The organism is Tardiphaga sp. 172_B4_N1_3, assembly GCF_052076035.1.
GTDB classification, from domain to species: Bacteria; Pseudomonadota; Alphaproteobacteria; order Rhizobiales; family Xanthobacteraceae; genus Tardiphaga; species Tardiphaga robiniae.
This window is the reverse complement of the sequence record NZ_CP197238.1, coordinates 4,950,470-4,968,909: the sequence shown is the minus strand read 5'-3', so window position 1 is coordinate 4,968,909 and position 18,440 is coordinate 4,950,470. Positions and strand designations below refer to the sequence as shown.

The window sequence follows — 18,440 nt, the reverse complement described above, 5'->3', positions numbered from 1 at the left end:
TTCTGCCTTGAACCGACAGTATCCCGTTTCCACGGGAGTGCAATCAAGCTGGTGCAGTGTCGCGGGATCGGTCGGGTGCCCTATCGGACGGAGTGGCGGGTGCCGTGAGTGCATTGCCGAGCATACTCTGCTTGTCGCGGCGGCGCTGAACTGAAGACGGGATACGCATGGCTTCACGGTATTTGGCAACGGTACGGCGCGCGATATCAATTCCGGCTTCGCGCAAGCGTTCCACGATCGTGTCGTCCGAAAGAATAAGAGAAGGACTTTCTCCATCAATCAATTGCTTGATGTGATGTCGCACCGCTTCAGCCGAATGCGCTTCGCCACCATCAGCCGACGCTATCGATGCCGTAAAGAAGTATTTCAATTCAAAGCTGCCGCGATTTGTCGCCATGTATTTATTGGCGGTAACGCGCGACACCGTCGATTCATGCATTTGAATGGCATCAGCAACCGCCTTGAGATTCAGCGGCCGAAGATGCGCAACACCCTGCGTAAAGAAGCCATCCTGTTGCCGGACGATCTCGGTCGCAACCTTCAGGATAGTACGCGCGCGCTGATCGAGCGCACGCACCAGCCAGGTGGCATTCTGTAGACAATCTGTGAAGTACGACTTGTCGCCATCCTTACGGATCGTTTTCGACAATTCGGAATAATAAACCTGGTTCACGAGAACGCGCGGCAGTGTGTCGCTGTTCAACTCAACATGCCAGCCGCCATCAGGACCCGGCCGCACATAGACATCAGGCACTACGGTCTGTGTTCGCGCCGAGCCAAACTTCAGACCGGGCTTCGGATCGAGTCTGCGAATCTCACCGATCATGTCGGTCAGATCTTCGTCGTCGACGCCGCAGATTTTTCTGAGATTGCCGATGTCGCGCTTGGCCAGGAGATCGAGATGCTCGACCAATGCCTGCATCGCGGGGTCGTAACGGTTCTGTTCACGCAACTGGATTGCGAGACATTCGCTGAGACTGCGCGCGCAGACACCCGGCGGATCGAATTTCTGCAACGCACCGAGAACGTTTTGGACATCGTCAACAGAGGCACCCAGCCGCTCATGCACGTCGCCAAGATCTTGCGGCAGGTAGCCGGCCTCATCAACGAGATCGATCAGATACTGACCGATCATCCGCTGCGCGGGCGACGAGAACGCCACCGAGAGCTGTTCGGCGAGATGGCTGCCGAGCGTCACTTCCGCGGCAACGAAGGCCTCAAGATTGTAGCTGTCGTCGTTGGAGGCGCCGCCGCCCCATTCGGTATAGGCGGTCGGAGCAGCGTCTTGTGCGTTGCGTGCGGCGGTTTCGGCCGGCTCTTCGGAAAAGACGTTATCCAGCCCGGTGTCCAGGGTCTGTTCGATCTCGGCGCGGGTGCCGAGTTCGCGGTTCATCCACTCGTCGGGCGCCGGCGCATCGAAGCTGTCGCCGCCTGAACGATCGGAAAAATCGGAATGGTCACCGCCATCGTCGTGGCCGGAGGCATAGCCCGCCTCGTCTTGGCTGGAAAACTCGCTGCGCTCGGGGCTGGCCTCGCCGGCCACTGGCGGCTCAGGACCGTCGCTGGCGCGTTCCAGCAGCGGATTGCGCTCCAGTTCATCTTCGACAAAGGTTGCGAGATCGAGATTCGACAGCTGCAGCAGCTTGATGGCCTGCATCAGCTGCGGCGTCATCACCAGCGACTGGGATTGCCGGAACTCTAGTCTCTGCGTCAGCGCCATGGAGGCAAAAACCGATCCAAAAGTTGGTCCGTTTCTTGCTTATCTCTTTCCCGGCCTGATGTACACGGCTTGACGAATTGTAAATTTGGTCTAGAGGCGGAATTCCTCGCCAAGGTAAAGGCGACGCACGTCCGGGTCAGCCACGATCTCCTCAGGAGATCCCTCCGTCAGGATTTCACCAGCATAGACGATGTAGGCGCGGTCTGTCAGCCCCAGCGTTTCGCGCACGTTGTGGTCGGTGATGAGCACGCCGATGCCGCGATTGGTCAGGTGACGAACCAGGTCCTGAATATCCCCCACCGCAATCGGGTCGATGCCGGCAAAGGGCTCGTCGAGCAGCATGTAATTCGGCCGCGTCGCCAGCGCGCGCGCAATTTCAACGCGGCGGCGCTCACCGCCGGACAGCGCGATCGACGGCGACTTGCGCAGTCTCTGGATGTTGAACTCTTCGAGCAGCCCGTCGAGCTCGCGCTCGCGCTTCTTGCGGCTGGGCTCGACGACCTCCAGCACCGCACGGATGTTCTGCTCGACCGTGAGGCCGCGAAAAATCGAGGCTTCCTGCGGCAGATAGCCGATGCCGAGGCGCGCACGTTGATACATCGGCAGCTGGGTGACGTCGTGGCCGTCAAGCTCAATGGCGCCGCTGTCGGGCTTGATCAGGCCGGTGATCATGTAGAACACCGTGGTCTTGCCGGCACCGTTCGGTCCGAGCAGGCCGACGGCCTCACCACGACGAACATAAATGCTGACGCCGCGGGTGACCTGGCGTGAGCCGAAGCTCTTTTTCACATTATGGACGGCCAGATAGCCCGCACGCGGGGCAGCTTTTGGTGCGGCGGCGCCGTTGGTCCGGGGCCGCTGCGGCGCCTTGTCCGGACGGCGGCCCGGCGCAGGCTGTGTGGCACGCGGCGCCTCCGCCCGAGCCTGCGGAACCTGGGGCGTATCGGCCGGAGCGGTGCGCGCCAAGGGCGGCGCCTCGCGGCTGGGGCTGCCCAGCATGTCGCCCATGCTGTCGCCGAGCGCCGTGATGTCGACCGGCGAGCGTGCAAAGCCTTGCGGACCGCGTTTTGGAGCGCGCCGACGGAACATGCCGAGGAAATCAACCATTCGCGCTTCGATCAGCCTCTAAACGTCATCCGCGCCAGGTCGCGGCATGTTCGATCACTGGGAACAGCATGGCGGACTAGATGTCCCTTGCCCAGCCGAACGCCAAGCCTTCGATGTCGATTAAAACAATGGCGATAACGGGTTACGCAGCCAGATTCAACCGGATCCGGCTCGCCCCTATCGATAAACCCTTCGAGTTACTTGGGTTTTCCGCCTCCAGGCCCGGGTATGATCGAAGTCGGGCCACCGCCACCCTTCTGGCCGGACGACTCGAACATGCCCTGGACCCTGCCGCTGTTGGATTCGACGCGTGAGGTGCCCGTGGTCATATCCACGGTCAGACGATCGCCGCGCAGTACATTCTTGCCCTGGGTAAGCACAACATTGCCCTGCATGGTGACGAGATTGGTCCGGGTGTCGAACACCGCCGTCTCGCCGGTGACGACCTGGTCCTTCTGGGTGACGATGACGCCGCCGCGCGCTTCAAGCCGCTTGATCGCCGACGAACCGCCCGGGCCCGGCTGCGCCGCCTTGATCGGCGCCTTGGGCGCAGCCTTGGCCGCCGGCTCGTTCGCGGAGCCGCCGCCGTCATAGAAGACCACGAGAGTCTTCGACTTCATCGTGGTGTCGCCCTGGACGACCTTCACATCGCCTGCGAAGGTCGCTTCCTTTTTCTTGTCGCGCATTTCCAGCGATGCGGCCTCGATCTGGATGGGCTGATCGCGATTCTGCGAGAAGCCCTGCATCGCGTTCGGCACACCCTGCACCGCGCTCTGCGCATTTGCGTCACCTACCAGAATGAGCAAGAGCACAGCGATCGCAGCGCCGGTCACCCCGCGGAATCGGACATTGCTTACGGGAAAAATCATCACATTCATTTCGCGTTGGCGCGCTTGCCGTTGGCGGCCCGCGGTTTCACGGGCTCCGGCGCGACTTCAGGCTCTGCCACGGTCTCAGGCTGTGCCGTAGCATCCGGCGAAGGCGGGTCCATCTTCAGGTTCATCGACACACCGCCCTCGAACCGAACCAGCTCACCGTGTTCCGTGATGCGCATCCGTTGCCCGAGCAGAGTGCCGTTGAGAAGTTTGACATCGACCGGTTCGTCCGACGTGACCGTGCCATTGGCAATATCAATGTTCGCCTGTGTCAGCTTGGCTTCGTAGCCGGTCGTGGTTTGCAGGAAAATGTCCTGATACAGATAGAGCATCTGCGATTTCGAATTGAACTTCCCGGTGCGGGCATCCATCGTCATTGTCGACTTGTCTTCCATCATCACCTTGGCGCGCAAGGTTGTTAGTTCGACATTGTCGGGATCTGTCAGATCCTGCGTCGCAGCCTTGGCCCATAACTCATAGGGCCGTCCGTCCGGCGAGAAACCGGCCAGATGCGGCGTCTCCATGGTGATCTTGGTCCCCGAAACGACCAGATTGCCCATGTCGAGCGGCAATTTGGCGAGGATCCGGAACGGATTGAAGATCGACACGCCGACAATTGCCGCCATCGACAGGATCACGACGGCAGGGACAGCAATCCGCAGCAGACGCACCAGACGGCTATGGCGTGCCGCGGCCCTGAACCGCGCATCCATGCCCGCCTGATAGCTGGGAATCTGAACTGAACTCACCGTCGCTCCAACGGGCCATGACAAAAAGGGCCACACCGAAAGGCCTGCCAAACCGGCGCCAGTCTACGCTGAAATGCACCGGTTTGCAGCCCCGCCCACCAGAACGAGGAGTATGACCGAAACGCGGCGGGAGGGACCCTGAACTGTTTCAGAAAGTCACTTCGCCGCAGGCCGGTCACGAATGAGCGAAAATGTCCTCATTTTCCCAGCCTGAGAGGTCCAGTTTGGCCCGGGTCGGGAGGAAGTCAAAACAGGCCTGCGCCAGTTCGGTGCGGCCCTCGCGCGCCAGCATGACGTTCAACCGCTCGCGCAGCCCATGCAGATGCAGCACGTCCGACGCCGCATAGGATAGCTGGGCCTCGCTGAGGGTCTGACTGCCCCAGTCGCTCGACTGCTGCTGCTTCGACAGATCCACGCCGAGGACTTCGCGGACCAGATCCTTGAGACCATGCCTGTCGGTATAGGTGCGACACAGGCGGGAGGCGATCTTGGTGCAATAGACCGGCTCGGGCATGACGCCGAACGCATTGTAGAGAGCGGCGAGATCGAACCGCGCAAAGTGAAAGATCTTCGTCACCTTGGGATCGCCGAGCAGCTTCTTCAGGTTCGGCGCGTCCGTGTGGCCCATCGGGATCTGCACGACATCGGCACTTCCATCGCCGGGCGAGAGCTGCACCACGCATAGCCGGTCCCGATGCGGATTGAGACCCATGGTCTCGGTGTCGATCGCAACCGAATCGGTGTAGCGGCTCAAATCCGGCAAATCGCCGCGATGCAGGCGGATGGTCATGGTTTCAATTGCCTCTTTCAGCGCCCGCGATTCGCGGGATTTGGGTGACTTTACCGCGCAATGGCCGGGCTGACGAGAGATACGCTCCCTCAGGTATGTTTCGCCTGCAGCAAAAAACTGACAGACTGAGAGAGCCATTCATCCAGCGGGCAGAGGTTGCAGATGAACGTCGCACAGCAGCGTTTGCCCCGTTTCGCGGTCCTGATCGATGCCGACAACACGTCCCCGCAGATTGCTGGCGGCTTGTTCGAGGAAATCTCCAAATTCGGCGAAGCCAGCGTTCGCCGGATCTACGGCGACTTCTCAAGTCCGCAGCTCAGATCCTGGGCCGACATCCTGCAAAAGCACGCCATCGATCCTTATCAGCAGTTCGCCTACACTAAGGGCAAGAACTCGTCCGACATCGCGCTGGTGATCGACGCGATGGACCTGCTGCATAGCGGGCGGTTCGACGGCTTTTGCCTGGTGTCCTCCGATAGCGACTTCACACGTCTCGCCTCACGGCTGCGCGAGCAGGGCGCTGACGTCTACGGCTTCGGCACGCGGAAAACACCCGAGAGTTTTCGGCAGGCGTGCCGGCGCTTCATCTATACGGAGAACCTGAGACCCGAACGCGCAACGGCAAGCACAGAGCAACCGTCAAAACCAGCAGCCTTGCAAAGCCCCGCTGCCGCAGTTCCCATTCTGGAAAAGGTGGTATCCCAACTGAGCAACGAAGACGGTTGGGTCAATCTGGACCGGGTCGGAGAACAACTTCCGAACACCGTGTCCGACTTTGACGTCCGCACCTACGGCTTCAAGAAGCTGAGCGACCTGGTGCGCAAAATGGAGACATTCGAGGTCGGAGACGGCTCAACCGGACGTTTGCGACTTCGGATCAAACCGAAGACGGCCACGCCGGCCGAGGAGAAACCTTCCGAAGAAGCAGCGGTCGCGCCACAAAGAAAGCGCGCCGCCATCAGGAGGAGACGCGAAACGGCTCAAGCCGGGTCGAAATAGTGGATTTCCATCAACACGCAGCCGCCGACCGACTTGAACGGGCCGTGATAGGCACCGGGCGGACGGCAGGCATAGGTGTTCGGTTTGAAGGACTCGCCGCCGTTGCCCTGCTTGTCATTGCCGACGATCAGGTCGCCGGTGAACAGGAATACTTCTTCCCAATATTCGTGCACGAACGGCTCTGTGGTGTAGACGCCTGGCTCGAAGCGCAGCAAGCGGGTGCGGCTGCCACGCTTGTTCACTTCGTCGAGCGCCCCCGACAGGATTTTCTGCTGGATGCCTGCCGGATAGCCCGCGGGCGTCTCCCATCCCGAAGACATATCGACGGTACGGAATTCATCGTGAAGTTTATTGATGGCCATGGTCAGTGTTCCTGAGGGGACAGATCAAGCGACAGCGCGCGGCGAGGCAGCCGGCGCCGTTGAGGTGGAGACTTCATCGGCAAGGTCATAGCTGGACAGCATCTTGTCGAGCAACGCCGCCGATTTCATCCAATCATAAGTCCGGAATGCATGGCCCTTGGTAACGAAGGTCGCGCCGGCGAAAAACATCTCGTATTGCGAGTGACGCGAGGCGAATTCGGAGCCGACCGCGTCCCAGGCCAGCTTGTAAAACTTGACCTTCTCGGTCGCGCTGGCGGCAGGGGACTGCTGGGTCTTGCCGATCAGACGCGCCAATTCCGGATTGGCAAAATCCTTCACCGAGGACGGCAGCATGATCATGCCGCCGCCGGCGAGTTCGCGCAGCGTGTTGATGACCTTGGAATAGAGCTGCTGGGTGAGGACCTGTGCCGAATACAGCATCGCCCGGTCCGGCACGTAATAGGCGCCGTGCTGCGTGCCCTTGGTCTCCATCGCGACGACGAAGGCTTCGACCATCGACACTTCGGCTGCGAGCTGACCTAGCATTTCCCTGACCTGCGGGAAGCCGGCGATGCCGTTGGTCTCGGCGGTCCGATGCGCGATCCCGATCAGGAAGCGCAGCTTCACCGAGAGCCGGATCATGGCCTGATAGTTCTGATACACATGCGCCGGGGTCGCGTGGAACTGCTTCTGGCACATCGCGATGTCATCGACGATGAACACCCGATCCCAAGGCACCTTCACGTCGTCGAAATACAGCACGGCATCATTTTCATCGAAGCGGCTGGACAGCGGATTGTCGAACACGGATGGCGACGCGGCTTCATAAGACTTGCGCGACAGGACCTTCAGACCCTTGGTATTCATCGGAATCGCGAAAGACACCGCGTACTTCTCGTCGCCGGGCTGCAGCGGCTGGATACAGGTGACGAACACCTCATTGGCCATGATGCCACCGGTGGCCAACATCTTGGCGCCACGGATCGTCAGGCCCTCGGCATCGCGCGACACCACGCCTGCTGACAGGAACGGATCAGCCTGCTCGGCCGCGCTCTTGGAGCGGTCGGCCTGCGGGTTGATGATCACATAAGTGAGGTAGAGGTCGTTGTCGCGGGCGTGGCGATAGTAATCCGCCAGCGCCTTGGCGCGATCCTTGTTATAGGCTTCGAATACCTCGACGCCCATATACATACCTGCAATGCAGGAGGCGACGTGATCCGGCGCGCGGCCCATGAAGCCGGCATGCAGCTCGGTCCAGGCTTCCAGCCCGCGGCGACGATTGACCAGCGCATCATAGCTGCCGGGCAATTCCCAGATCCGGTTGGCTCGGGTGCCAGTCTCGGTCTCGAAAGTCATCAGCTCGCGATTTTCCGGCGCGCTCTGGAAATCGAACATCCGTCCGATCGAAGCCACCGCCCCCCGGAAGGCCGGATGGGTGGTCACGTCATCCACCAGCTCGCCATCGAGATAGATTTCACGGCCGTCGCGCAGGCTCGCGATATGCTGTTCGCCGGTCTTGATCATGGGTTGCCTCGATCACTTTCAGTCATGGGTAGCATTTTCGGGTACGTTATTTCAGTAGTGCATCGGCAGCGGCCATTCCGGGCTGCGCTCGGTACTTGCAAGGCTGCGATAGGCCCCACGGAAGAAGACCAACGGCTCGTTGGCCGGATAGGCGCTGAACTTCACCACCTGGCCGACGAAAATCACATGGTCCCCGCCGTCATATTGCGCGTATGGCGCGCATTCGAAGTGTGCGAGCGCGCCGGCGATCAGGGGCGCCGCCTCGTGGCCCAGCGTATGTTCGACCGCCGCCCACTTGTCGCCGAGCGCCCTGGCGAACTTGTTCGACAGATGCTCCTGATCGCGGCCGAGGATATTCACGGCATAGCCCTTGGCCTCGGTCATCGCCTTGAGGCTGAAGGCCTTGCGGTCGATCGAGAACAGGATCAGCGGTGGGTTCACCGAGACCGAGTTGAACGAACTCATGGTCAAACCGATTGCCTGGCCATCGGCCGCTTCGGCCGTGATCACGGCGACGCCGGTGGCAAACTGTCCGAGCGCCTGTCGGAAGGCGCGAGGATCCACGTCCGCAGTGGCGCCCATGGTCATCTCCTGATCGCGAAACCTGAACGACGCGCATTAGCTTTATAACAAAGCTATATTATCGAACGAAAGTGCGCGCTGTCAAGCATGGCTGGCCTGCTATCAAAACGCACTGGTTCCAACTTGTTTGTGCGTAACGCCGCCGCTATACGACTCATAGGTGTGCGGGGACCTGATGGCGATTAAGAGCAAATCACGTAAAATGAAGGTAGAACCGACGATTTCGCGGCCACAATTGATGGTCGACGGATCGGATCGGGCTTTCCGCCAATTTGTCCATGACACATTGGCGTTTTCGGCGCGGCTTCAGGCTGTGCGCGGGCAACTCGGCGCAGTGATCGGCCTGTCCGGCACGCAATACACAGTGCTGATCGCCATTGCTCATTTGAGCGGCACGGATGAGAAGATCGGCGTCAATCAGGTCGCCGAGCACCTGCACTTCAGCGGCGCGTTCATTACGATCGAGATCAACAAGCTGGTATCAAACGGCCTTGTTGAAAAAGAGACCGATGAGGAAGATCGCCGCCGTGTCATTCTGACCATCACCCCGAAAGCGCGCGCGCTGCTCAATGAATTGGCACCCGTTCAGCGTCCGGTGAACGATATGCTGTTTCGCAGCATGTCGGCTGCGGATTTCGAGCGAACGCGCAAGCTGATGTCGGAGATGGTGGACGCCGCCGACGAGGCGATCCGGCTGCTGGACTACAACGCACCGGCATCGGTCGCCCGACAGACCAAATAACCTGCTGTTTGACGGGTTTGTCGTTAGCTATTCTCCGGCGCGCAGCCGGTAGCCGATACCCGTTTCGGTCAGGACGAATTGCGGGCGCTCCGGATCGAGCTCGATCTTTTGACGCAGCTGGCGGACATAAACGCGCAGATATTGTGCGTCGGTGAGCTCGTCCCACAATTCCTTCAGCAGAAACCGATGGGTCAGCACCTTGCCGGCATGCTGCACCAGGACCCGCAGCAACTCATATTCCTTTGGTGACAGTTTCACCTCACGGTCACCCACCTTGACGATGCGGCGCACCAGATCGACCGACAATTCTCCGGAGCGGAATACCGGCCGCTCGCCATGAACCTGTAGCTGATGCCTGAGCGCAGCCCGCATGCGCGCCAGCAACTCATCCATGCCGAACGGCTTGGTGAGATAGTCGTCGGCACCGAGATCGAGCGCCTGCACCTTGCCAGCTTCATCGCCGCGGCTGGACAGCACCACGATCGGCACGCTGTCATCGCGCGCGCGAATCATCTGCAGCAGATCGTGGCCCTGGATGTCCGGCAGGCCCAGATCGAGAATGATCAAAGCGGGCTTCTCCGCCAATTTCTCCAGCGCGATCTTGCCGTTGCTGGCCTCAAGGATGTCATAGCCCTGGGTGCTGAGGCCCATGCGCAGCAATTTGCGGATCGGCGGCTCATCATCGATGATCAGGACCTTGATAGCGGCGGTGTTCATGCGGCGGTGTCCAGAGCTTCGAAGGCCGGCGGGATGGGAAGGCGGATGGTCAGCACGGCGCCTGATCGGTCGGCGCGATTGGTGGCCGAAATGGTGCCATGCATTGCCTCAACAAACCCCCGGGAGATCGCGAGGCCGAGGCCGGTGCCCGCCCGAACGTGATCGCCCTTGTTGGCGCGATAGAATTTATCGAACACCTGCTCGAGATCGGCGGGTGGAATGCCTGCCCCCTCGTCCGTCACCTGCAGCGAGACTGAGTCCGCATCGCGTATGGCCCTGATCGTGATGGTGGTGTCATCCGGGGCATATTTCGCGGCATTATCAAGCAAATTGAACAGCACCTGCTCGAACAGGACCGCATCGAGCTCCAGCATGGGCAGGTTTGGCGCCAGATCGAGCGCGACGCGATGCCTGCTGAGGATCTTGCCGGCCCGGCGCAGCGCGCTGCCGACGATCTCCGCGAGATCCTGCAGCGTTGCATTCGGCACCACGGCACCGGACTCCAGTTTGGTCATATCCAGCAGATTAGCGATGAAACGGTTCAGCCGCTCGGATTCGTCGATCACCGTGCCGAGCAGATCGGCCTTCTCGGCCTCGCTGAGCTTCGGCGATAGATCGCGCAGCGTGGAAGCCGCACCGAGCACGGAGGCCAGCGGCGTCTTCAGATCATGCGAGATCGAGGTCAGCAGAGCCTGACGCAGCCGGTCAGATTCGACGTTGCGCTCGGCGCGGTCCATGTCTTCGACGAGCTGTACGCGCTCGATGGCGAGTGCGCTCTGATCCACAAGCGCATCCAGCAACCGGCGCTGGTCGGGTGTCAGCAATGGCCCCGTGCGATCATCGTCAATGCCGATCACACCGATCGGTCCACGACCGGTCCGCATCGGCAGAAACAGCCGCTTCGCACCGGGCAATGTTTCAGAGCCACGACCGGCGGGGCGATCATTGCTCCAGGCCCAGTTGGCAGCGGCCAGATCCGCCTTGTCCAATTCGTCCTCAGGCGGATATCCGGCCTTGACGGTGATCACACCCTGCTCCGGCAACAGCAACACAACCCGCACCTTCAGCATCAATGCGATCTGATACGCGCTCGCCCACAGCACGTCGTCAAGCGCCGCCGTACCCGCGAGTTTGCGGCTGAACGCATAGAGCGACTCGGTTGTGCGCACACGGCCAAAGGCCGAGACGGCCTGGGTGCGCACCCGCGCCGCGACATTGGACACGAGAATGGCGATCAGCATGAAGAAGAAGAAGGCCGCCACATTGGTTGGATCGGTGATGGTGAGCGTATAGACCGGTGGCAGGAAGAAAAAATTATAGCTCAGCGATGCCACGACGCTCGCCAGCAGCGATGGCCAGAGACCAAAGCGCACGGCGACGCCGACCACGGCGGTGAGAAACATCAGATCGACATTCTCGATCCCGAAGATCGGACGCAGCAGCGTTGCGGCTCCAAGAGCCACCGCCACGACCGCCAGCGCCGCAATATAGGGCTTTGCATCGAACGGCTCGACGCGATCGGTCATCTGTGCACGTTTCGCGGCCGGCTCCGTCGGCAACGCATCGCCCGCGATGACATGCACGCTGATATTGCCGGCGCGCCGCACGAGATCATGGACCACCGAACCGCGCACCAGCTCGAACCACCATGACCGCGATGCCTTGCCAATCACGATCTGGGTGACGTTGTTGGCATGGGCATAACCGAGCAGATCGTCGGCGATGCGCCGGCCTGCGCCCGGAATCGTCAGCGCTTCGGCGCCAAGTGCCTCGGCAAGCCGCAGCGTATCGGCCAGCCGGTCGCGCTGTTCTTCGGTGAGTTGAAGGCTGCGTCGCGTCTCGATGCTGACCGCCGTCCACGGCGCGTGAAGCCGATCCGCGAGACGCTTGGTGTAGCGCACCAGCCCGGCTGAGCGCGGGTCCTCACTGATACAGACCAGAATGCGTTCGCCGGCAGCCCACGGGCCGGCAATGGCATTGGCCTGCATATGCGTGAGCAATTGCTCATCGACCCGGTCGGCCGTCCGTCGCAACGCCAGCTCGCGCAACGCCGTGAGATTGCCAGGCGAGAAATAATGCTCCAGCGCGCGCTCGGCCTGTTTGGGAACGTAGACCTTGCCTTCCTTCAGGCGCTGGATCAGATCGTCCGGGGTGAGGTCGATCAGCTCGATGGCGTCTGCACGATCGAACACCGAATCCGGCACGGTCTCGCGCACCCGCACATGAGTGATTTGGGCGACCACATCATTCAGGCTTTCGATGTGCTGGATATTAACTGCCGTGTAGACGTCGATCCCTGCGGCCAATAATTCCGCGACGTCGAGATAACGTTTCGGATGCCGGCTGCCGGACGCGTTGGTATGGGCGAGTTCGTCCACCAATGCGATCTGCGGGCGCCGCGCGATCAGCGCATCGAGGTCCATTTCCTCGAGGACCTGACCCTTGTGATCGATACGGCGCCGGGGAATGACTTCAAGGCCCGTGAGCAGCGCCTCGGTCTCCGCGCGGCCGTGGGTCTCGACGACACCGACCACCACATCGACACCCGCCTTACGCCTGGCATGGGCGCTTTGCAGCATCTCGTAAGTCTTGCCGACGCCGGGAGCGGCGCCGACAAAAATCTTCAACCGCCCGGCCGCATCTTCCTCGCGCCTTGCTGTCTCCAGCAAGGCCTCAGGCGAAGGTCGTTGGTCGGGATCGCGGCGCTGATTTGCCATAAGGCAATATAGTCTCCGCTACGGCTGCGGCCTAGACGGCCTACTTCAGTGCGGCGGCGTCCAGCGCGAGATTCAAGGCAAGAACGTTAACGCGCGGTTCGCCTAGCAGACCGCCGAGGCGGCCTTCGACCTTATCTGTCACCAGCTGGCGGACGCGGTCCTCCGGCAGCTTGCGCGCCTTGGCGATACGGGGCACCTGAAACAGCGCACCCTCCGGCGAAATGTTCGGGTCGAGACCGCTGCCTGAGGTGGTCACGAGATCGATCGGCACCGGCATCGACGGGTTCTCTGCCTTCAGTTTCTCGACGTCCTCCTTCACGCGGTCGATCAGCGCCTTGCTGGTCGGGCCGAGATTGGAGCCCATCGAGTTGATGGCATTGTAAGGCTGCGGCACCGTCTTTGTGGAATCCTGCGGGTCGGGACCCAGGGTCGCCGACGGGCGGCCGTGGAAGTATTCCTCACCCTTGAATTCCTGACCGATCAGGGACGAGCCGACAACCTTGCCGTCCCGTTCGATGAGGCTGCCTTGCGCCTGGTTCGGCATGATCGCTTCAGCGACGCCCGTCATCGCGAGCGGGTAGCCGAGACCGGTGATGGCCGTGAGGCCGAGCAGCAGAACGATGGCTGGGCGAATTTCTCTCAACATAATGTAACTCCTCAAACCAGGTGCAGGGCGGTGACGACGAGGTCAATCGCCTTGATGCCGATGAACGGAACGATGATGCCGCCGAGGCCGTAGATCAGCAGGTTGCGGCCGAGCAGCGCGCCGGCGCCGATCGGGCGATAGGCGACGCCTTTCAGGGCGAGCGGGATCAGCGCAATGATGATGATCGCGTTGAAGATGATGGCCGACAGGATGGCGCTCTGCGGGCTCGCCAGCTTCATGATGTTAAGCGCTTCAAGCTGCGGATAGAAGGCGAGGAAGATCGCCGGGATAATGGCGAAGTATTTCGCCACGTCATTGGCGATCGAGAACGTGGTCAGCGCCCCCCGCGTCATCAGAAGCTGCTTGCCGATTTCGACGACCTCGATGAGTTTGGTCGGATTGGAGTCCAGATCGACCATGTTGCCCGCCTCGCGCGCCGCCTGCGTGCCGGTGTTCATGGCGACGCCTACATCGGCCTGCGCCAGTGCCGGCGCGTCGTTGGTGCCGTCGCCGCACATCGCCACCAACTTGCCCTTGGCCTGCTCGTCGCGGATGAGCTGCAGCTTGTCCTCGGGTGTCGCCTGCGCCAGGAAATCATCGACGCCGGCTTCGGCTGCGATGGCTGCGGCGGTCATCGGATTGTCGCCGGTGATCATGATGGTACGGATGCCCATGCGGCGCAGCTCGGCGAAACGCTCACGGATGCCGCCCTTGACGATGTCCTTCAAATGGATGACGCCGAGCAGCTTGCCATCGCGCGCGACCGCCAACGGGGTGCCGCCGCCCTTTGCAATCTCGTCGGAGATCGCCTGGATTTCACGTGCCGTGTCCGACATCGTGGCCGGCTGCATCGCACGCACGGTGTTACCGGACGCCACGGCGAACGACGCGCCCCCGTTGACGTAAGCGAGTATCGAATCCACCGCGCCCTTGCGAACCGACGAGCCGCCGGCATCGACACCGCTCATCCGGGTCTGCGCGGTGAACGGCACGAAAGTCGCTGACAGTTCGGCCATGTCGCGACCGCGAATGCCGTATTTCTCCTTGGCCAGCACGACGATGGAGCGGCCTTCCGGGGTTTCGTCCGCGAGCGATGCAAGCTGCGCCGCATCGGCCAGTTCCTGTTCGGTCACGCCGCGCACCGGACGGAAGGCTGTCGCCTGACGATTGCCCAGCGTGATAGTGCCGGTCTTGTCGAGCAGCAGCGTATCGACGTCGCCGGCAGCTTCCACCGCACGACCGGACATCGCCAGCACGTTGAAGCGCACCAGACGATCCATGCCGGCAATGCCGATCGCCGACAACAACGCGCCGATGGTGGTCGGGATCAGGGTCACGAACAAAGCCACCAGCACCACCACCGAGATCGAACCACCGGCATAGGCCGCATAGCTCGGGATCGTCACCGTCGCGAACACGAAGATGATGGTGAGGCCGACCAGCAGGATGTTCAGTGCGATCTCGTTCGGTGTCTTCTGCCGCTCGGCGCCTTCGACCAGCTTGATCATGCGATCGATAAAGGTCGAGCCTTGCGCCGCAGTGATGCGGACGCGAATCCAGTCGGACAGCACCTGCGTGCCGCCGGTCACCGCCGAGCGATCGCCGCCGGATTCACGAATGACAGGTGCGGACTCGCCGGTGATCGCCGCCTCATTAACTGAAGCCACGCCTTCAATCACTTCTCCGTCGGATGGGATGTTGTCGCCAGCTTCCACCAGAACGACATCGCCGACCTTCAGGCTGGTGCCCGAGACCATACGGTAGCTCTTGTCGCCGCTGTCGCTGCCGGTGAGTAGCTTGGCCTGGCTTTCGGTGCGGGTCTTCTTCAGCGATTCCGCCTGCGCCTTGCCGCGGCCTTCGGCGACGGCTTCGGCAAAGTTGGCGAACAGCACCGTGAACCAAAGCCAGAGGATGATCTGGAACGCAAATCCCAGATCGCTTCCGCCGGTGAAGACGTTCTTGATGAAGATCACCGTGGTGAGTGCGGCGACGACCTCGACCACGAACATCACGGGATTCTTGATCATCAGCCGCGGATCAAGCTTTTTGAAAGCCGAGCCGATGGCTGGGATGACAATTTTCGAATCGAGCATGGCCGAGACCGGCACTCGCTTCTGCAGTTTCAACGTTTCCATGGACATAACTCCAAATCCGATCAGAACAGGGTGCTGGCGGTCATCGCGAGGTGCTCGACGATCGGCCCGAGCGCGAGTGCCGGGAAGAAGGTGAGACCACCGATGATCAGAATCACGCCGATGACGAGGCCGACGAACAATCCACCGGTGGTCGGCAAGGTGCCGGCCGAAGCCGGGATCGACTTCTTCGCGGCCAATGATCCGGCCAGCGCCATGGCTGGCACGATCATGAAGAAGCGGCCGACGAACATCGAACTCGCCAGTGTGAGGTTGTAAAAGAATGTGTTACCTGTGAGCCCACCGAAAGCCGAGCCGTTATTTCCGGTGGCCGAGGTGAAAGCGTAAAGCACCTCGGTGAAGCCATGCGGCCCGGCATTGGCCATGGAGGCCACGGCCGAGGGCAACACCACCGCCACCGCGGTCCAACCAAGATACATCAGCGGCAGGACGAGAATGGCGAGCATCGCCATCTTCACTTCACGCGCCTCGATCTTCTTGCCGACATATTCCGGTGTGCGGCCGACCATCAGACCGGCGACGAAGATTGCCAGCACGACGAACAGCAGCATGCCGTAGAGACCGGCACCAACACCGCCGACGATAATCTCGCCGAGCTGCATATTGATCAGCGGGATCATGCCGCCAATCGCTGTAAACGAGTCATGCATCGCATTGACCGCACCGCAGGATGCCGCCGTGGTGATGACCGCGAACAGGCTGGAGGCGACAATGCCAAAGCGCAGTTCCTTGCCTTCCATATTACCGCCGGTGAGGCCGAGTGCATTCAGGCCTGTGGTGCCCGAGGCTTCGGCGCCATAGGTGATGGCAACGCCGACAATGAACAGCACGCCCATCACGGCCAGAATCGCCCAGCCTTGCCTTGGGTTGCCGACCATGCGGCCGAACACATTGGTCATCGCCGCACCTAGCGCGAAGATCGAGATCATCTGGATGAAGTTCGACAGCGCCGTCGGGTTCTCGAACGGATGCGCCGCATTGGCGTTGAAGAAGCCGCCGCCGTTGGTGCCGAGCATCTTGATGGCAACCTGCGACGCAACGGGGCCAACCGCGATGGTCTGCTTCGCACCTTCAAGCGTGGTCGCATCGACATAAGCGCCGAGCGTCTGCGGCATGCCCTGCCAGACCAGGAACAGCGTGTAGACGATGCAGATCGGCAGCAGCACATAGAGCGTGCAACGGGTAATATCGACCCAGAAATTACCGATGGTGCGCATCGACGACCGTGCGAAGCCGCGGATCAGTGCCACGGCCAATGCGATGCCGCCCGCCGCCGACAGGAAGTTATGTACCGTCAGACCCAGCATCTGGGTCAGATACGACATGGTGCTTTCGCCGCCGTAGTTCTGCCAGTTGGTGTTGGTGATGAAGGAGATCGCGGTGTTGAAGGAGAGATCTTCGGCGACCGCGGACTGCCCGGCAGGATTGAACGGCAGCACGGCCTGCAGCCGCATGATCGCGTAGAGACCGAGGAAGCCGACCACATGAAACAGCAGCATGGCAACCGTATAGGTCAGCCAGTGCTGCTCACGTTTCTCGTCGACGCCACCGATCCAGTACAGACCGGCTTCGACCGGCCGCAGAATCGGAGAGAGGAACGTACGCTCGCCGTTGAAGACTGATGTCATGTAGCCGCCGAGCGGCTTCACCAGCGCGAGAACCACCGCGCAGTACAGAGCAATTTGAATCCAGCCAATCATTGTCATGTCAGTTGACCTTTTGAGGTGCGCGCGCTCAGAACCGCTCGGGTCGCAGCAGCGCGTAAGTGAGGTAGATCAGCAATGCCGCGGACACGAAGCCGGCGAGCGTGTAATCGAAAATCATGATGCGCTCCTCACAGCCGCTCGCAGGCATAGGCGTAGCCCAGGGTGAGAATGAAAAAGCCGAGCCCGAGGGCCAGCATGACGACGTCCAGCATGGAATGCTCCTGATGCAATGACTGCGGCGACACGGAGCAAACGGCTCTCGCGCCCGATGCACGATCAGGTGCCATTCAGGACGTAGGTTTTCGAGATGAGGCCAGCAGCGAACTTATAGGAATCTCATAAAGACGCGGCGGAGCGCATGCGCGTGCGCCGCTAGTCCTCGGGCGCTTATGCAGCCTTTATATCTTCGTGCCCGAAGCTGCCTCGTATTCAAATGACGGACTACGGATATTGCATGATGCGGTCTTCCGAAGATCGCGCTGTTCATGGAGACCCGTCATGTCGTTCATCTCGATTCAGCGAACGCCCCTTTCCGAAGCGCCATCCGAAACAGCTCCGCTTGACGCTACGAGCTTCACCGCGATCTGCCTCACCACCTGCAAGCGCCTGCCGGCAATGCGTCGCACAGCGGAGGCCCAGCGCCTCGATCGCCTGGTCGCTGCCGGCGCCTGGACCGATGCCGCGCTTGCCCTGATCGCGATCGAACTGCCGCGGTGGCAACTGCGTCGGCTCGCTTATGACGAAGGTGAATGGCATTGCGCTCTCTCGAACCAGCGTGACCTTCCTGACTGGCTGGACAGCGCCGTCGAGACGCATCACCCAGACATGGCGATGGCGATCCTGGATGCATTTCGCGCTGTCGTTAGCCGCGGAGGCACGCCGCATCTGACGCAAGCGCCGGTGCGCGCGATCCAACCCACCGATTCCGAGCCGATGCTGTGTGAGAATTACTCTTGAGCGAAGAGGGGCGGTGCTAAATGCTGTAGCCCGACCGCCGCGAACAGCCTTCCAAGAGTGAAGCTTTCGGCTATGCTCGGCACAAATTCGTGCC

The 18,440-nt window shown here is 61.2% G+C and carries 17 protein-coding genes; 3 read left to right on the top strand and 14 right to left on the bottom strand.

What is annotated here, in order from left to right:
* Nucleotides 1-43 precede the first annotated feature (43 nt).
* From rpoN to AB7783_RS23530, 5 genes are all read right to left on the bottom strand, one after another.
* Nucleotides 44-1,720, bottom strand: coding sequence for an RNA polymerase factor sigma-54 (gene rpoN, locus AB7783_RS23550; RefSeq protein WP_441231129.1), 1,677 nt, complete (start codon nucleotides 1,718-1,720; stop codon nucleotides 44-46).
* Nucleotides 1,721-1,810: 90 nt separating this feature from the next.
* Nucleotides 1,811-2,827, bottom strand: a complete 1,017-nt coding sequence (gene lptB, locus AB7783_RS23545; protein ID WP_439078869.1) for an LPS export ABC transporter ATP-binding protein — start codon at nucleotides 2,825-2,827, stop codon at nucleotides 1,811-1,813.
* Nucleotides 2,828-3,024: 197 nt separating this feature from the next.
* Nucleotides 3,025-3,696 carry an LptA/OstA family protein gene (locus AB7783_RS23540; protein ID WP_374725584.1) on the bottom strand — a complete coding sequence of 224 codons (672 nt, stop codon included), beginning with the start codon at nucleotides 3,694-3,696 and terminating at the stop codon, nucleotides 3,025-3,027.
* A gap of 5 nt (nucleotides 3,697-3,701) precedes the next feature.
* The gene (lptC, locus tag AB7783_RS23535; protein WP_231078596.1) at nucleotides 3,702-4,451 is read right to left on the bottom strand and encodes an LPS export ABC transporter periplasmic protein LptC; all 750 of its coding nucleotides are present in this window, start codon (nucleotides 4,449-4,451) and stop codon (nucleotides 3,702-3,704) included.
* 175 nt (nucleotides 4,452-4,626) lie between these two features.
* The gene (locus AB7783_RS23530) at nucleotides 4,627-5,241 is read right to left on the bottom strand and encodes a ribonuclease D (RefSeq protein WP_441231127.1); all 615 of its coding nucleotides are present in this window, start codon (nucleotides 5,239-5,241) and stop codon (nucleotides 4,627-4,629) included.
* Between the two features lie 162 nt (nucleotides 5,242-5,403).
* Between AB7783_RS23530 and AB7783_RS23525 the strand changes: the two genes are divergently transcribed.
* Nucleotides 5,404-6,240, top strand: coding sequence for an NYN domain-containing protein (locus tag AB7783_RS23525; protein WP_441278928.1), 837 nt, complete (start codon nucleotides 5,404-5,406; stop codon nucleotides 6,238-6,240).
* Here AB7783_RS23525 and AB7783_RS23520 read toward each other — a convergent pair.
* From AB7783_RS23520 to AB7783_RS23510, 3 genes are read right to left on the bottom strand one after another with little or no spacing between them, the layout of a single operon-like run.
* The gene (locus AB7783_RS23520; protein ID WP_089266367.1) at nucleotides 6,222-6,602 is read right to left on the bottom strand and encodes a cupin; all 381 of its coding nucleotides are present in this window, start codon (nucleotides 6,600-6,602) and stop codon (nucleotides 6,222-6,224) included. The genes AB7783_RS23525 and AB7783_RS23520 overlap by 19 nt on opposite strands.
* Before the next feature lie 24 nt (nucleotides 6,603-6,626).
* Nucleotides 6,627-8,126, bottom strand: coding sequence for a 4-hydroxyphenylacetate 3-hydroxylase family protein (locus AB7783_RS23515; RefSeq protein ID WP_441278927.1), 1,500 nt, complete (start codon nucleotides 8,124-8,126; stop codon nucleotides 6,627-6,629).
* 51 nt (nucleotides 8,127-8,177) lie between these two features.
* Complete coding sequence (locus AB7783_RS23510) at nucleotides 8,178-8,708, bottom strand: flavin reductase family protein (protein ID WP_441278926.1); 531 nt, start codon at nucleotides 8,706-8,708, stop codon at nucleotides 8,178-8,180.
* A gap of 202 nt (nucleotides 8,709-8,910) precedes the next feature.
* Between AB7783_RS23510 and AB7783_RS23505 the strand changes: the two genes are divergently transcribed.
* Complete coding sequence (locus tag AB7783_RS23505) at nucleotides 8,911-9,450, top strand: MarR family winged helix-turn-helix transcriptional regulator (RefSeq protein WP_158596735.1); 540 nt, start codon at nucleotides 8,911-8,913, stop codon at nucleotides 9,448-9,450.
* Nucleotides 9,451-9,477: 27 nt separating this feature from the next.
* On the opposite strand, the gene AB7783_RS23500 is transcribed toward AB7783_RS23505, so the two are convergent.
* The 6 genes from AB7783_RS23500 to AB7783_RS23475 are packed head-to-tail and all read right to left on the bottom strand — an operon-like array spanning nucleotide 9,478 to nucleotide 17,507.
* Entirely contained in the window at nucleotides 9,478-10,167 is a 690-nt protein-coding gene (locus tag AB7783_RS23500) for a response regulator (protein ID WP_184512556.1), read from the bottom strand.
* Nucleotides 10,164-12,884 (bottom strand): DUF4118 domain-containing protein, encoded by a 2,721-nt coding sequence (locus tag AB7783_RS23495; protein WP_441278925.1) that lies wholly within the window; start codon nucleotides 12,882-12,884, stop codon nucleotides 10,164-10,166. Before AB7783_RS23495 ends, AB7783_RS23500 begins: the two co-directional genes overlap by 4 nt.
* 40 nt (nucleotides 12,885-12,924) lie before the next feature.
* Entirely contained in the window at nucleotides 12,925-13,530 is a 606-nt protein-coding gene (locus tag AB7783_RS23490) for a K(+)-transporting ATPase subunit C (protein ID WP_184512553.1), read from the bottom strand.
* Nucleotides 13,531-13,541: 11 nt separating this feature from the next.
* Nucleotides 13,542-15,665, bottom strand: coding sequence for a potassium-transporting ATPase subunit KdpB (kdpB, locus tag AB7783_RS23485; RefSeq protein WP_441278924.1), 2,124 nt, complete (start codon nucleotides 15,663-15,665; stop codon nucleotides 13,542-13,544).
* Between the two features lie 20 nt (nucleotides 15,666-15,685).
* Nucleotides 15,686-17,389, bottom strand: coding sequence for a potassium-transporting ATPase subunit KdpA (gene kdpA, locus AB7783_RS23480; protein ID WP_441278923.1), 1,704 nt, complete (start codon nucleotides 17,387-17,389; stop codon nucleotides 15,686-15,688).
* Between the two features lie 28 nt (nucleotides 17,390-17,417).
* Nucleotides 17,418-17,507: a K(+)-transporting ATPase subunit F gene (locus AB7783_RS23475; RefSeq protein WP_081421711.1), complete on the bottom strand. Its 90-nt coding sequence runs from the start codon at nucleotides 17,505-17,507 to the stop codon at nucleotides 17,418-17,420.
* A 380-nt stretch (nucleotides 17,508-17,887) separates the two neighbouring features.
* Here AB7783_RS23475 and AB7783_RS23470 point away from each other — a divergent pair, with 380 nt between their 5' ends.
* Nucleotides 17,888-18,346: a hypothetical protein gene (locus tag AB7783_RS23470; RefSeq protein ID WP_441278922.1), complete on the top strand. Its 459-nt coding sequence runs from the start codon at nucleotides 17,888-17,890 to the stop codon at nucleotides 18,344-18,346.
* Nucleotides 18,347-18,440: the final 94 nt, after the last annotated feature.

Excerpts from the sequence above, each read along its gene's own strand:
- AB7783_RS23490 (WP_184512553.1), bottom strand. The coding sequence starts at position 13,530 with ATGTTGAGAGAAATTCGCCCAGCCATCGTTCTGCTGCTCGGCCTCACG.
- AB7783_RS23495 (WP_441278925.1), bottom strand. The coding sequence starts at position 12,884 with ATGGCAAATCAGCGCCGCGATCCCGACCAACGACCTTCGCCTGAGGCC.
- AB7783_RS23500 (WP_184512556.1), bottom strand. The coding sequence starts at position 10,167 with ATGAACACCGCCGCTATCAAGGTCCTGATCATCGATGATGAGCCGCCG.
- AB7783_RS23505 (WP_158596735.1), top strand. The coding sequence starts at position 8,911 with ATGAAGGTAGAACCGACGATTTCGCGGCCACAATTGATGGTCGACGGA.
- kdpB (WP_441278924.1), bottom strand. The coding sequence starts at position 15,665 with ATGGAAACGTTGAAACTGCAGAAGCGAGTGCCGGTCTCGGCCATGCTC.
- AB7783_RS23530 (WP_441231127.1), bottom strand. The coding sequence starts at position 5,241 with ATGACCATCCGCCTGCATCGCGGCGATTTGCCGGATTTGAGCCGCTAC.
- AB7783_RS23520 (WP_089266367.1), bottom strand. The coding sequence starts at position 6,602 with ATGGCCATCAATAAACTTCACGATGAATTCCGTACCGTCGATATGTCT.
- rpoN (WP_441231129.1), bottom strand. The coding sequence starts at position 1,720 with ATGGCGCTGACGCAGAGACTAGAGTTCCGGCAATCCCAGTCGCTGGTG.
- AB7783_RS23540 (WP_374725584.1), bottom strand. The coding sequence starts at position 3,696 with ATGATTTTTCCCGTAAGCAATGTCCGATTCCGCGGGGTGACCGGCGCT.
- AB7783_RS23510 (WP_441278926.1), bottom strand. The coding sequence starts at position 8,708 with ATGGGCGCCACTGCGGACGTGGATCCTCGCGCCTTCCGACAGGCGCTC.
- AB7783_RS23525 (WP_441278928.1), top strand. The coding sequence starts at position 5,404 with ATGAACGTCGCACAGCAGCGTTTGCCCCGTTTCGCGGTCCTGATCGAT.
- lptB (WP_439078869.1), bottom strand. The coding sequence starts at position 2,827 with ATGGTTGATTTCCTCGGCATGTTCCGTCGGCGCGCTCCAAAACGCGGT.
- AB7783_RS23470 (WP_441278922.1), top strand. The coding sequence starts at position 17,888 with ATGTCGTTCATCTCGATTCAGCGAACGCCCCTTTCCGAAGCGCCATCC.
- AB7783_RS23475 (WP_081421711.1), bottom strand. The coding sequence starts at position 17,507 with ATGATTTTCGATTACACGCTCGCCGGCTTCGTGTCCGCGGCATTGCTG.
- AB7783_RS23515 (WP_441278927.1), bottom strand. The coding sequence starts at position 8,126 with ATGATCAAGACCGGCGAACAGCATATCGCGAGCCTGCGCGACGGCCGT.
- kdpA (WP_441278923.1), bottom strand. The coding sequence starts at position 17,389 with ATGACAATGATTGGCTGGATTCAAATTGCTCTGTACTGCGCGGTGGTT.